Here is a 14,591-nt window from a genome sequence, read left to right as displayed (position 1 = left end):
ACCTCGGCAGCCTCATATGTGTATACGATACCCCGAACCCCGAACCCCGAACCCCGAACCCGGAACCCGGAACCCCGAACCCCGAACCCCGAACCCCGAACCCGGAACCCGGAACGCCGAACCCGGAACCCCGAACCCCGAACCCGAACCCGAACCCGAACCCCGAACCCCGAACCCGAACCCCGAACCCCGAACCCCGAACCCCGAACCCGAACCCGAACCCGAACCCGAACCCGAACCCCGATCGGACATACGATCCGCTATTCCTTCGAAAACGGTCCAAAAACACCGTTCATCGGACACTGGATCCGTTATTCCGCTCAAATGGCTGAAAAAATGCCCCAAAGTTGCCCAATAGCGGACCTCTTGTCCGATCAAGCATCCGATTGGAGCATTTTTACACAAATAACGGATCCTATGTCCGATCACGGTCGAGCCAGGCCGATCCGCGCCCGTCTACTCCCGGATCCGGTAGTAATACATACCGGCGAGGGCTGAGACGCAATCCAAAGCTTCACGGGCTGCCGGATTAACGTCACGGAGCGGCAAACCCTGCACCATGGGCTGCTTACAGTATGCTTTTCGCACCGTCACCTCACGGGCTCCCGGCGCATGAGATTCACACAGTACGATCCGGTGAGGCTCTGCAAGAAGCACGTGCAGCAGCTCGCGGATGTCCGGGGCTGAGCAGGATTGCAGCAGACACAGCAGCTCGTAGTCTGTCATGCGGGCAATATTTCTCGCCGCAGCCGAAGCCGATGCACGGCAGTATACGTTATCACCGCTTGTGATAACTGAGTCCGAGGCAACCTCGCTGCAATAAGCCTTAACCGCCCGGGACAACAGGTCATCCATAGCCAAGAATTGTGGCTGCAAAAAGATAAGGTTGTCGTTCACAATGGCATTCAGCAGGTGCACGGCGGTTTTCTCGTCGGTATCCACAAAATGTCCGTGAAAGCGAAGGCTGCGAACGAGCTCGTACGGGTGCGCCGTTCCTCGGCCGGCCATATGCGTGTCCCGCAAAAAGCTGTCCAAATGATCGATGCCGAGAAAATCGGACCGATGGGTCAATGGAGAGTCTCCATTCAACAGTCCGATGATACGGTTGGGGGACAGTCCGTGACGAATCAATATGGTGGTGAGGGGAGATGAGCCGATCATTTCCTCCGTCATATGGTGGTGACTTAAGCCAAGCGCTTGCTCGATCGAGTGGGAGAACGGTAGATGACCGGTATCGTGCACAATCGCCGCGGCCCGCAATTCCCTGTCTTCCGGGAAGAAATGCTTCACCAGCGCCCAGACGCCGACCGTATGCTCGTAGCGCGAATGCGTTACGGGACTGAATAGAGCACCTGCCCCGAAATGATGCAGATGCTTCAATCTGCGAAGTGGAGCGCTTTGAAACAGCTCTTGTTCAAAAGGCGCCGCCTTGAGGCGCATTCGGTATAAAGGCTCCCACACCTCCGTAATTTCAAACGTTTGCTGAACAGGAATAATATCCATACAAGCTCCTCCGCTTCCGAAGTATGATTCACCAACTATTGGAATTAAAACCACATTTCAGAAAGAAACCCATTATATCGAGCAACGGTCGGAATGTAAACTATATAAAAAAATAATGCGCAGAATGGTAAACGAAGCTAACCATTAAGCGCATGAAAGAGGCAACCGCCGGATCAAGGAAGGGTCCGGCGGTTTTTCGAATTATCCGGCTGGGGAGTAGAAGCAGGGGGCGATTCGCTTTGCCCTTGATCCAGCCCGGTCACGATAATTTTATAAGTAACGGAGGATTGGCCGTTGTTCGTATTGGCCCTGCCCTTTTCGACTAAAGTACCCGTAATGACGGCGGGACCTGTCTTGAACCGGAAGCTGCCGCTCAGCAGCACGAAGTCGTCGTTCAGCGCCACGATAGCAGTGTTGCCCTCCGCCGACATAATGCTCGCCTGAAAGCGGACGACGGCTCCGGTCTTCTGCTTCGGCAGCTCGGTAAGCACGATGTCCTCAGCCTCCGGCTTGATATCTACGGTCACGTACTGGCCGTTGCGGTATTCGTAATACGCTTTCTCTCCCGCACGCTCTCCGGCCGGGTTATCGGCGACCAGCATGCCGCTGCGCGATTTATCCTGGGTAAGGCTGTCCGCCTCAACATCCAGCGCTTTGCGCAGATCCGCGGATTTGGCATCGTAGACGTAGACGATGAACCGGGTTTTCCGCGTCTTCGAGGCCGCTTCGATTAACAGCACCGGCTGATTCTGCACGCTCAGCTGCTCGGAAACCTGCATGGACTTGACGGTCAAGCTACCGTCCAGTCCTGCCTCGATCTTGTCGACCTTCTGGTCCGGCAGCAGCCGGGCCACAATGATCGACTTGCCGTCCGCGATCCCGACGGCTGCCTGCTTCGAGCCCCACAGCGCCTTGGCGCCGAGGACGTTGGCGAGCTTGACGCTGCTGTCGGTCACCTTGCGCAGCAGCTGCAGAGGGTCGGCTTCCAGCCAGCGCTGCTCGACCGCGGCAACCTCCTTGCTAGTATCCCGATAGGCGTTCAGCACCCCGTACAGCTCGATGGCCTCTTCGAACTTTTTGGCCGCCGTCAGCTGCTCGGCACGGGTGAATTGCCCCTTGAGCGTCGTCTGGATATACGTGTTCACCTTTGAACGGCTGTCTGCGAACTCCTTGACCCCTTGATATTTCTTGGCATGGTCGATAAACGTCTTCATGTCGTTATTTTTCAGCAGACCCGCCAGCGTGTTCTGGGCGTACGTCTCAACCATCGGCACGAACCATTCCGCCTGAACGCCGCTTGCGGTATAAAACTTGCGAATGCCGGCTGCTTCGTCAACGACTTCCGCGAACGATTTCTTTTTAAACAACGTATCCATCCGGGCTTGATCGTATGCCTTCAGCCGCTCGTTCAGCTCCGCCTTCTTGGTCTTTTCATCCTTGAAATAAACGGCCGGAATTTGCAGCAAATAAGCTACCGTGCTGTCGGTGACGTTTGTTTTCTTCGCTGCGGCTGCTTCCAGATTGCCGAGCAGAGCGGCTTTGACGTTGGAAAAAGCCGTCGTCAGCTGTTCCTCCACATGGTAGATTGCTTCCGCGTCGGCGAGCCGTTTTTTTGCCGCTTCATCCTGCTTGGCAATACTCGTTTTCATAGTTTGAAACGATTCATAGACTTTAACCAGCGAGGGAACATCGTTGACGGCAGCAGCGTTCTGCAAATCTCCCGCCATGGAGAGCAGCTCGCGCTTCAGCTCCGTTACCGGCTGGAGCTTCTCCAGTGCTTCGTCTATCTCCTGATCTTTATATTGAATCATGCTGTTGCCCCGCGCGTCGTGGAACAGCTTCTCGGCTTCCAGCTCCCGACCGTCGGCCAGCTCCTTCATCGCCTTTGCGTACAGGTCGGTTTTTTCCCAGCTGTAGTAGCCTTTAAATCCGGCCAGTCCGAGCATGACCGCAAGCAGCAGTGCCGACGCATTCCGGTAATGCTTGGAACGGCTGTACATGGAATTCGCCATCGTCGTCGCTCCTCCTTACACTAAACCTTGAAACTCGGGATCGAAGTCATATTTCAGCTTCACCGTGTCCCTTGCTTTGTCGTACAGCTCCGGAGCCTCATCATGGCTGCCCTGCAGCAGCTTGCATAGGCGCAGCAGCCGTTCCCGCGGAAGCTCCTCGACGAAATCCGCAATGAGATGCTGATATTGCACCACATAGCTCTTCACCCTCAGCGCCGCTCCCGCCGCCAAAATAAGCGTCTCCCGGCCGCCTTCGGAAGCTTCGATCGAGCTGCGGTGCTTCACTACGTAATTCAGCGTATCCCGCTTGACCAGCTGCGGGCTGATTTTGAGCACCTCGTTCAAATAGCGGACGAAATCCGGCTCGAACCCTGTAGGTATCAGGGCGGACAGCTCCAGATCCATATCGCTGCGCAGAATAAAATGGCTCAGGCACATCAGCTTCAGTACCTTCACCTGGTTGCCCGTAATCAAATACCCGATCTCCCGCAGCTTCTCATAGGCCGCCTTGTGCTCGTCCGCTTTCAGGTCGCCGGCCGCATCCTCGATATCGAGCAGAAGCCCGTCGCGTATCGCGCGGTTTTCCGTCACCAGCATCTGATGCAGCAGGCGGCTTTCGACCGCCAAGGCATAGCGTCTGCTTAAGAAGATATAGCCTGCGACGAACGCAATGCCTGCCACAATCGCTATCGCCATTTGCGCGAATGTTTCCGCAAGGAAAAAGGCGGCAAGACTGATAGAGAAGACAATCATCGCATCGCGGACCGTATTTCGCCGGTGAATCGACTGCGCGATCTCGTTCAGAGTGCGCAGCTGTCCCGTCTCGCCGCATTGAAGGCAATGATCGGTCCACAGCGCGGTATAATTGCCGCAACTTTTGCATTGTCTTAAACGTTCATAAGCATGTCGGGTTCTGGCGCTTTTACGGAACTGGACGGCGATTTTTTTACTCATGGCGCTCACCCTGGTTCAGCGCGTTCATCAACTCCGCGTCGATCGCCTGCGGCTTCACTGCCTGCTTTTGGCTGGTATGAAAATTAATCCAGCGGACGGCGACAAACACGGCGGCAAAGGCAATTCCAATCATGGTCGGCATCGGATTCTCCTAATCTTAAGATTCTATTAAGATTCTGTTAGTGGAATTTTGCATATCAAAAAGTTAATATGGTTAGTAGACATAATATACAACAAAGGTCCCGCTTTTTACCACTTTTGCCTGTCTAATGACAGCGAAACGACGCGAAACCAATCGCAAGCACAGGTGATGTGACACCTTTTAAGACCTATGTACGTACTATCTTTTCAATCGGATTCGACAATATTGCAAAGCTCTGGAGGAATCGACACAATGAATAATACCATATCAGCCTATCGCCTGCTGCTTGCGCTGTTGGCTATGCTGCTTTCGTTCTCGCAAGCGGCCTGGGCCGCCGATACGAATAGCACTGCACAAATCGACGCCGTTCTATCGGTCGACGTAAGTACATCTATGAACGAAAGCGACGTTAATAAAGTCAGCTACGAGGCTATGAAAATGTTCGTAGATATGGCGTCGGTGCAAGGCGACAAAATAGGGGTCGTCGCCTATACCGATCAAGTGCTGAGGGAAAAGGCGCTGCTCAAGATGAACAGCCCGCAGGACAAGAAGGATCTGAAAGCGTTCATCGATCAGTTGACGAGAGGGCCGTACACTGATGTTGCGGTCGGTGTGAGCGAGGCGGTCAAAGTGCTGGAATCCGGCACGGAGAAAGGCCATGTTCCGCTGATCGTGCTGTTAACTGATGGCAACAACTCCTTGAATGCCGGGAAGTCGCAGGAGCAATCGGACAAGGTGCTGAACGACGCCGTGAAGAAGGCGAAGGACAAGGGCATCCCGATTTATACGATCGGCTTGAATGCGGACGGGAAGCTGAATAAGGATACGCTCGAACGAATTTCCAAAGAGACGAACGGCAAGCTGTTCATTACGAGCACGGCGGACAATTTGCCGCAAATTTTGAGCGAAATATATGCGAGCCATCTGAAGCTGAAGGTCGTGCCGCTGACCGGGATTACGGCTAACGGGGATTTTCAGGATGTGACCGTAACGATTCCGAACTCGAGCGTTCAAGAGGCGAACATTTCGATCATGTCCAACAAGCCGGTCGAGGTGAAGCTGTTGAATCCGGCAGGGCAGGAGCAGACCATCCCTTCGGACAAAATCGTCTATTCCACGTCGAACGCCTACTCGCTGATCAAGATATTGAGTCCGGTGCAGGGCGACTGGAAGCTGAAGGTGAAAGGCGTTGCCAAGGAAAAAATCGATATCAATTTAATTTATAACTACGATTTGCAGGTGTCGATGGAACTTTCGTCGTCTATATCTTATGGGCCTGGCGCGACCGTTCCGGTCAAGGCGTACTTGCAGTCGAACGGACAGAAGGCGACCGATGCCGAGCTGTACAAAAACGCGAAGTCGACGCTGATCGTGACCGACCTGGATACGAGCAAGACGGAGCAAATCCCGCTGACTACGTCGGCGCAGGGCATCGAAGGCTCGATGAAGATCGCGGAAGCTCACGATTACGAGCTGAAGGTAAGATTCGAGAACGCCAGCTTTGTCCGCGAATCGCCGCCTGCCAACATTTCCGCAAAAACGGGGGCGAAGCCTGCTACAGAAGGTAACAACGAAGCGGAGCCCGCCGCACCGGTCAATTGGGCTGTGACAGGCGGGTCGATAGCAGGAGTGCTGGTGCTTCTGGCTGCCGCATGGTTTGCGTGGACCTCCTGGAACAAAGCGAACAAAGGCTTTGTAGGGCAAATGGTCATTGAAATCAAGGATGAAGATACGGGGGAACGTACGCATCCGCAATATAAGAAGCTGAACGCATTCAAAGGCAAGTTTCAGCTTCACCAGCTGCTTCAGCTGGCTCCGGAATTCGCGGAGACGAAGCAGATCGTATTCAAACCGGGGGCGGGTGACACGGTCGTGCTGCTCAACGAGTCGGGCTGTGTAATTGAGAAGGGCGGCCGTGTGTTTGACGCAGCGAACGGCAAGGAGCTCAAGAGCAACGACCGAATCAAGGTAACGCTGCAAAACGTAAACAAATCCATCCATATCGAGTATATAAAATAAGTCAGTTGACAGCCGGCCTGCATCGGCGAACCCGGTGCAACGGCTGCAACGGTAAATGGAGGCTATCCCATGAAAGCAGTAGTCAGAGAACATATACAGCAGCTGGATGTGTCACTGGGCGGCGGCATTATAAGCGAAAAAATCCGCGTCGATACGATCGACAATCCGATGCTGATCATCGGACTCGGCGGCACGGGCATCGATGCGCTGCTCCGGCTGAAATATCAGATCAACCGCCGGTTCAAGCTGCCGGAGGATCCTTTTACGAAGAAAAAGAAAGAGAAGCCGAACAACGTTGAGTTTCTCGCTCTGGAGACGAACGAGCACGACCGCAACAAGAAGTATAAAGGGATCGGACTCGATCCTTTGACCGAGTTCGTGCTGCTGTCCAATGCGGAAATCGGCAGCGTGCTGCAAAACCGCAGCGTGCTCGAGGAGTACATAAAGGAATGGCTGTCGCCGGAGCTCACGATCACCGACGGCATCAACGGAGCATCGGGCGTAAGGCAAGCCGGGCGCCTGCTGCTGTTCACGAAGATCGTGCAGGTCGTGCAAACGATCGAGCGGAAGATCAAGACGCTGTCCGTCGGCACGAACAAGAAGCTGATGGTGTTCCTTCTGACCGGCTTGTCCGGCGGTACCGGCAGCGGCTGCTTCCTCGACATCGCCTACATCGTTCGCGGCATCATCGAGCGCGATTACGGCTCCGCAGGAGTGGACAAGGTGAACCTGCTCGGCTATTTGTTTACGCCGGACGTGAATCTCGCGAACAAGAGCTTGACCGAGCATTCCCGGGAATATATCAAGAAGAACGGGTACGCGGCGCTCAAGGAGCTCGACTATTGGATGAACGTGGACGAGCGGAACGAGCGGTTCAAGCAGCAGTACGCGAGCATTTTGAACGTCAACTCGCCTATGCCTCCGTTCAACCTGGCGCATCTGATTTCGGCCACGAATCTGGAAGGCAAGCTGCTCGAGAATGCCTACGATTACTGCATGAACGTGACGGCGGAGAATATTACGAACTTCATGGCGAGCGAGGATAAGAGCTCCGGCGAGGAATTCGCGATACACGACTATATAAGCAACATCCGCACGAACATCAACCAGATGCCGAAGGCGTATGCGGCCAACTATCAATACAATATCCTGGGCGCTTCGTCGGCCGTGCTGCCGATCGAGGAAATGACGACGTATTTGGCGTTCAAGGTGTTCCAGCGGATGGAGAAAATGTTCGATGCGGGCCCGTCCCAGGAGGACGTGGAGAAGCTGGCCCATAAGCTTGGGATCGATCCCGATTCCATTCATCGCGAATTTGGACAGAGAGTGCCGGAGCCGATGGCGGGCTACCAAAACAGCGAGCGCCTAAGCTACGCCAACGTGGTCAAGCAGCAGACGGTCAACATTGATACGGAGCTGGAGCAAACGTTCCTGTCACGGGCGCGCGAGGAATACATCAAGTGCCGCAGACAGCTGCCGGGAGAGAAGAAGGAGCTGTTCTCCGAGCAGGTAACTAAGATTTTCCGCAATCCCGAGCAGGGGCCGTTCTATGTTTCGCGGATTATTTTGCAGGACAAGGGCTTTTGCCTGCTCAAGCTGATTTCTTCGTATATCGAAGCGCTCAAGGAGAGCATCTACCGCATCCCTCGCGACATTGAATCGGCCGAAGAAAGCTCGGAGCAAAAGATGACCGAGGCGCGAAGCGCATTCATATCCAAAGACAAAAAGAAGGATGCGTACATCGAAGCCAAAATCCAGGAGTACTTGCTTCACGCCGATCGCGAGCGTATGGAGCAAATGATCGAATTTTACGAAGAGCTGTATCATTTGATCAACCAGGAGAATTCCCGCATTTATCAGGTGTTCACGGAAGTGCTGAACGAGCTGAACAAAATATTCGAGAAAAACGGGGACATCCTGACGAACGGCCAGGAAGAGGTGGATCATAAGGGGAATCGCACCTACTACTGGAATGTGGTAAGCGTACCGGATATCGCGAAGCTGATCGGTCAAGTGACGGACGAGAAAAACGTGAACGATCTGATCCGCGATTTTACGAACGAGCTGCTGAACAAGTCGAACCAATGGATCAAGGAGCAGGAGGTCGATGTGATCAGCTCGATATCGGAGTTTTTGACCGATCATTTCGGCGATTTGATTACGAAGTCGATGGAAGACTATCTGGTCATCAAATACGGCAACGACGATTCGATGGAGAAGCTGGTGGAGCAGAAAATCGCGAGCCGCCTGTATGAGGAGGCGAAGCCGGTATTCCATTTGAGCAACAGCTCCGGCCACTTTAACTTCCCTTCGTGGGGCTTCGTGTCGGTTCCGGTCAAGGCGCCGAACATCTTTAAGGGCATTCGCAATTTCCAGGATAACGCCATCGCGAACTCGCGGTTTACGATCAAGGAGAGCCAGGTGAAAAACCGGATTTTCTGGCTGAACACGCAAAACGGCATTCCGCTGTTCCTGTATACGCCGCTGAAAGTATATGAAACAAGCTACGAAAACACGATTCTGGAGCCGGAAGGCATCGGACGCCATCTCGTGCAGACGGATAAGATCAACTGGACCTATTTGCCGTCGCCGATCCCGGAGAAATCATGGGGCGATACGTACGATAACCGGCGCGTGAAACGATATAATGCGGAAGTCCGCGGGCTGTTCGAGCAGGCGGCAGCCTATCGCGTCATTCGGGTCAAAGGTGCCGACAGCGGTACGATCAACCGCTACGAATGCGTATTTACGAAGCCGTTCGATCTGCAGCGGGTGCTTGATTCGTACAACCTGCAGCTGGGCTTGCAAAAGCCGAACCTGGGTGAGCTGCAGCGCTGCGTGAGCGAGCTGAAGGGACTGCTGGAGCAAGGACTTCCGGTCGAGAGCACCAAGGACATCTTCGGCAGCGTGAGCGAGGATATGGCGAAGGATAACCTGATTCGCTCTCCCGAGCTGCTGAAGCGGGTGAAGGAAGAGGCGGCCAAATACGACGCCATTGTAAGGAAGATTGCGGAGCTGGAAACGCTGCTCGGCTCCCATAAGGACGAAGAGAAGCTGATGCAGCTGTTCATCGAAGCGATCTACACGGGCACGATTGCCAAAAAAGGCGCTCTGTACGTCTACGATCACGATGCGGAGGAAGATCCTTGGGAGCCGTTCGTCAACCTGATGCAGACGACCAAGTTCCCTGAGTACGAGATGTACGGCAAAATCCGCAGCCTCGATGAGAAAAAACGCAGCCTGCTCCAGCGCAAAGCCGCCAAACGCGTGCAGCAGCTGACGGCTTCCGCCGATATCAGCGTGCTCGTCGATACGCTCAAGCAAATGGCGGAGACGTATGCGGAAGCGAAATCGGCTCTAGACTACGACCGTATCGAGTGGGAGAACGGCGAGGACATGTACCAGTTCTATAAGCAGGTTTCCGGCAAAGTGAGCGATATGGTACGGAGCTTGCGTTAAGAACAAGAAAGTGGGGTAGGAAAGCATGAGGGAAGCATTGCTCGCCTTTGCAAATGAATACGACGCGCGGATGGACCACATCGGACATGCTGACGACGAGCTGCGCAGCATTAACCATCCGCTCGTGTTCCTGTTTCTTGGCGATAGGACCGAGGAGGCCCTCAAGCAGGTTTACGAGATAAACAAGAAAAAGTGGAACAACAGCGCCGGCGTCGTATATCTGCATGTCGGGACAAGGCCGGCCGAGGCCGGAGACAGCGTGTATTCCTGGACGGCGCCCCGGCCTGTGGAAGATAAGAAGAGCTTGCGGACCGACATGTACAAGCAGTTTTACCGGGATGAGGAGAAGCTGCTTGAGCTCAATGTCACGCTGCGCCGGATGAACAGCCGTATTGCCGAATTCGGCCGCATGTACTCGAATCTGCAGCGGTTGAACATTGCGGTGGTCACAAGAGTGGACGACCCGTGCAATGTGCTGCTGCCGGAGCTGACGGTGCTGCTCAAGACCGTCTTCGGCGAGCAGTTCCGCTCCGTAATGATCGATCTTTACGGGCTTATGGAGGAGAAGCAGGTCGGAGAGACTTATGCCTTCTCCTCTTCGTTAGGGGTCGGCTTTTTGCGAGAAGTGGATGTATATCAAACCAGAAATTACCAGTTTAGCGAGCTGCTGCAGGTAACCGGCGAAGGCATTCGTCTGCCGGTCCAGCACGGTCCGGCGCCGTTATTCGATATGGTATATCTGCTGAGCGATAAAGACGAAAGAGGCATTTTTGCCGAGAGCGGCATGCACGGCGCAAGCGAGATGATCTGCAGCCTGAATCTGCTGAAAAACCGCAAAGTGCTTAACGAGCTCGATCCGCAGCACGGCACATATAACAATCAGCAGTTCAAGCAGAATATAACGCCGCCGGAAAGTGACGGCAGAGGGTATGTGTCGGCCGGAATGTCCAAGGTAAAGCGGCCGAATCAAGCCATAGCGCTGACCGTGCTGTACCATTGGTACCGCTCGGTCACTCGCAAGCTGCAGCATAACAGCGGCACGGTTTTGCTTAACGACCTTCTGGACATGCTGGAGCTCGATGCCCGGCAATCGGATCAAACCGTCCGCTCGCTGATGGCGGAGCCGGCGAAGGCGCTGGATGGGATGTACGGGCTGCTGTATCATACCGTATCTCCCGCGCAGTGGAAATCGATGACGCTGCGCGAAGCGGAGGAAGCGTTCTACGGAGCCAATGCACGTTCGTTCTTCGAAACGAACGTAGCCCGCCGCGTCGAAGCGGCTCTCGCCGGGCAAGAGCCGGCCCGCGAACTCGAGCGGCGCTTCGAGGAGCGGGTTATCGCGAACCCGCTGTACGGCTACGTGAGCGGCGAGGCTTGGACATCGCCGGTCGAGCGGCCGGATAGCTTGGCCTCCGAGCTGCGTGCGCAGCTGAAGGAGACGGCGGCGAATCTTGCGCAGTGCAGAGCGGAGCTTGAGTCGAAGTACGAGGAGCGAATCGAGCTGCAATCCGTGGAGCGGGGATCGTTATGGAACCGGCTCACGAATCAGATTCCGTTGAAGCAGGTCGTCAAGCACGTGATCGATGAGATCTACGGCCTCAAGCTGGATCTCCTGTATTTGGAGACGAAGCGGCGGCTGTTGGAGCAGTATGTCTACAAGCTCGACGAGCTTCACTCGCGGATGAAGGTGCAGACGGAACGCCTTCATCAGCTGGAACGGCAGCTGCGCGACGCAAGCCGGAGCAGCATTTCCTACGCCAATGAATATTTGGGGCGCAATATTAACGAGTATTACGAGTATGTGGTGAATAAGATCACTGCTGAGCTCGAGGAACGACGCGGCGAGCAATTTTATTGGGACGAACGGTGTGTCGGCCATGTGTCTCAACTGCTCGGTCAAGGCGAGGACAAGCTGCTCCACCGGTTGATGGAGGCGGTAAGCAAGGATGTGTTCCCTCATCCGTTGTTCGATCAAGCGTTCGAGCGCGAGCTGCTGGAGAGAGCGAATGTCGTGGCCAGCTACGACAACCGCAATGTGCTGTCCAAAGAGGATTTGTTCCGCGACTTGTACGCGACGCTGGAGAACGAAGCGGCCATCCGGGCGGACGTCTACCGCTCTACGCATCGTCACCGATATGAGGAAAAATATATATTCGGCGATTTTCAAAGCGAATTCGTGCAGTACGCGTTTGCCGTCGACCATGGCAGCCGGACCTACAAGCTGGGCTGCGTTCATGAGAAAAAGGCGAGCGGTATTGAAAAGCTGAACTTGATGGGCGGATTCCGTCTGGAGGATTTGATGTATTACCGTAACGGCAAGCTGTATTACGACACATACGTACAGAACGGATACCAATTCCACGGAATCGACCTGGTTTCGGCGGATGCGGCGGAGAAGGCGTAGGAAGGCTTGAGCAGTACGGCTTGAAAGCAGAAAGAGGGGAACAAGGTGAAGCAGCGAAAATGGAACGCACTGCTGACGCTTTTTAGCGTAATCGGCGGTTTGCTTGGCTTTTTCATAGGAGAAATCATCCTGAACCGGTGGGAAGGAAGCATGCACGAGACGCTGCTGATGGGAATATATTTCGGACAGCTCGCGTTATGGATCGGCTTATTCTGTTTGCTGGCGGAGATGATTTCTCCCAAGCTGAATGGCCAGAGCTGGAGGCTTCGCTATGCAGGCGACGGCTGGAAGCTTCTCGTTCCCGCAACCCTGGTGCTCTTATTCGCTGCGGGAGCGCTGTTTCAATTCGTGTACGGCTTCTCGCTCGGGAAAAAGGCGCCGCAGGACTACGTGCTGCTGCTCGACATGTCGGAGAGCATGAAGGAAACCGATCCCGGCAAGCAAAGCATCCAGGCGGCGCAAGCCTTGATCCGTAGGATGGACAATACGAAACGCGCGGCGCTGTTTACGTTCAATGAGCAGTCGAAGCAGGTGTTTCCGCTAACCCCGGTGGCCGGAACAGGGAGCAGGGAGCAGCTGACGGCGAAGCTGGACTCCATTGAGCCGCCTGTAGGAACGACCGATATCGGCAAAGCGCTGAGCACGGTTATGGATTATTTGAACAAAGAGGGAGATCCGGGCCGCAATGTGGCGGTTATTCTCATCTCGGACGGTTACAGCGACGTAGACTATTCCCGCGTGCTTTCTCCTTATATTCAGAAGCAGATACGCATACATACCGTCGGGATCGTCTCGACGGAAGAGAAGGGCAACGCCGTGCTTCAACGCATTGCCAACGAGACCGGAGGCATGTTCCAGGATGTGGGGCGGGCGGACCGGATCGCCGGAGCGTTCGAGCAAATTTACGAGCAGACGAACCACCGTCATTTGGTTAACGAGCGTTTCGACGCTTTATCGTCCGAAGGCGCATACGGCTTGCTCCGAGTCGTTCTGATCATGCTCATCGGAACGCTGATCGGCTTGTCGCTCGGCATCGTCTTCGACAACCGCTTTTTGGCCAAAAGCTTCACCATCGGAGGGACGATCTCCGGCTTGCTGGCCGGATTGATTCTGGAAACCGGGCTGCATGGAGCGCTCTATCCTTCCCTTTACCGGGCTTATGCCGATGTGGTGCTTGCCTTGGCGCTCTCGCTTTCTACGCTGATCGTTGCGGTACAGAGCGATTCAGGCGGCCATAGCGGCTTCCGCAGCAGCCGAAGGGATGTCGCTTTACCGAATAAGAGCCGATTCGGAAGCCGGGGCGACGGCCCTGTCGGCAAACGATTCCGGTAAGCAAGCTTTACGGAAGCTTCCGGTTCCGAATCGGATGCGGACGCTGGAGGTTTAGACAAGCCCCATGAACGGAATGTATGGATTCAGGGAGATGATGTTGTTTGCAGTGGGAACAGCCTAGCGACGGTTACCGTATTACGAAAGTCGTGAGCCAACGTCAGGATGGCGAGTGCATTTTGACCTGGCAGTGGCCGAAGGATGTCGAATACGTCTATATATACAGCTTCGAAGCGGGGGCCGAGCGCCACCCGGAGGACTTGAGCCCGCAGCAGCTCAAGCTGTTCACCCGGGAGGAGTACAAGTCCAAATCCGGGTACCGGGACAAGGTGGATTATATCGGCCTGCGCGGCTACCGTATATTCCCGTGTGTGCGGCGGGACGGCAGGCTCGTGCTGCTGATGCAGGCGGATGAGAGCAACCTGGTCCTTATGAACGGGGGCAGGGCGCGCATCGTTTACTCGCTTAAATACGGCAGCAAGCTGTTCAGCAAGTTCAAGACGGCGCGCATTCAGCTGTTTTGCGAAATTGCGGTTCCGCAGGACGCTCTTTGCTATGTTAAGAAAGAAGGGGCCAATCCGTCTAACAAGGACGACGGTATCGCTTATCCTTTTATGAGTGATTTTCCGGTCGGACGCAGTGTTTTGCAGGAAATTGAGATAGGCAAGAACGATTTTATCCGGATCTTTTTTACGGATAAAAAGTACAGCGAGTTGTTTTCTCTTAGTATGGAATGAATGTTTAATGAGTGTTCCCATTGGTTTTAGTC

9 protein-coding genes are annotated in these 14,591 nt (G+C 54.6%); 5 read left to right on the top strand and 4 right to left on the bottom strand.

The annotated features are described in order from the left end of the window. Positions 1-456: 456 nt before the first annotated feature. The 4 genes from ACFQ88_RS33210 to ACFQ88_RS33195 form a co-directional block, all read right to left on the bottom strand. On the bottom strand, positions 457-1,503 hold the full coding sequence (locus ACFQ88_RS33210) for an HD domain-containing protein (RefSeq protein ID WP_379461339.1): 1,047 nt from the start codon (positions 1,501-1,503) through the stop codon (positions 457-459). A gap of 173 nt (positions 1,504-1,676) precedes the next feature. Then, positions 1,677-3,515 carry a hypothetical protein gene (locus tag ACFQ88_RS33205; protein WP_379461337.1) on the bottom strand — a complete coding sequence of 613 codons (1,839 nt, stop codon included), beginning with the start codon at positions 3,513-3,515 and terminating at the stop codon, positions 1,677-1,679. Between the two features lie 15 nt (positions 3,516-3,530). Further along, positions 3,531-4,469, bottom strand: a complete 939-nt coding sequence (locus ACFQ88_RS33200) for a hypothetical protein (RefSeq protein ID WP_379461335.1) — start codon at positions 4,467-4,469, stop codon at positions 3,531-3,533. Beyond that, entirely contained in the window at positions 4,462-4,611 is a 150-nt protein-coding gene (locus tag ACFQ88_RS33195) for a hypothetical protein (protein ID WP_239629877.1), read from the bottom strand. Before ACFQ88_RS33195 ends, ACFQ88_RS33200 begins: the two co-directional genes overlap by 8 nt. A gap of 252 nt (positions 4,612-4,863) precedes the next feature. Here ACFQ88_RS33195 and ACFQ88_RS33190 point away from each other — a divergent pair, with 252 nt between their 5' ends. The 5 genes from ACFQ88_RS33190 to ACFQ88_RS33170 all read left to right on the top strand — a co-directional run bounded on the left by ACFQ88_RS33190 (position 4,864) and on the right by ACFQ88_RS33170 (position 14,559). Continuing rightward, positions 4,864-6,630, top strand: coding sequence for a vWA domain-containing protein (locus ACFQ88_RS33190; protein ID WP_379461333.1), 1,767 nt, complete (start codon positions 4,864-4,866; stop codon positions 6,628-6,630). A 69-nt stretch (positions 6,631-6,699) separates the two neighbouring features. Then, entirely contained in the window at positions 6,700-10,089 is a 3,390-nt protein-coding gene (locus tag ACFQ88_RS33185; RefSeq protein ID WP_379461331.1) for a tubulin-like doman-containing protein, read from the top strand. Between the two features lie 25 nt (positions 10,090-10,114). Further along, positions 10,115-12,493 carry a hypothetical protein gene (locus ACFQ88_RS33180; protein ID WP_379461329.1) on the top strand — a complete coding sequence of 793 codons (2,379 nt, stop codon included), beginning with the start codon at positions 10,115-10,117 and terminating at the stop codon, positions 12,491-12,493. A gap of 45 nt (positions 12,494-12,538) precedes the next feature. Beyond that, positions 12,539-13,825 (top strand): vWA domain-containing protein, encoded by a 1,287-nt coding sequence (locus ACFQ88_RS33175; RefSeq protein ID WP_379461327.1) that lies wholly within the window; start codon positions 12,539-12,541, stop codon positions 13,823-13,825. 101 nt (positions 13,826-13,926) lie between these two features. After that, positions 13,927-14,559, top strand: coding sequence for a hypothetical protein (locus ACFQ88_RS33170; protein ID WP_379461325.1), 633 nt, complete (start codon positions 13,927-13,929; stop codon positions 14,557-14,559). Positions 14,560-14,591 lie beyond the last annotated feature (32 nt).

Origin of the sequence: Paenibacillus sp. NPDC056579, from assembly GCF_042793215.1 — a bacterium.
Lineage (GTDB): Bacteria > Bacillota > Bacilli > Paenibacillales > NBRC-103111 > Paenibacillus_S.
Note: the sequence above shows the minus strand (reverse complement) of the source record. Positions and strands in the feature narration are given on the sequence as shown.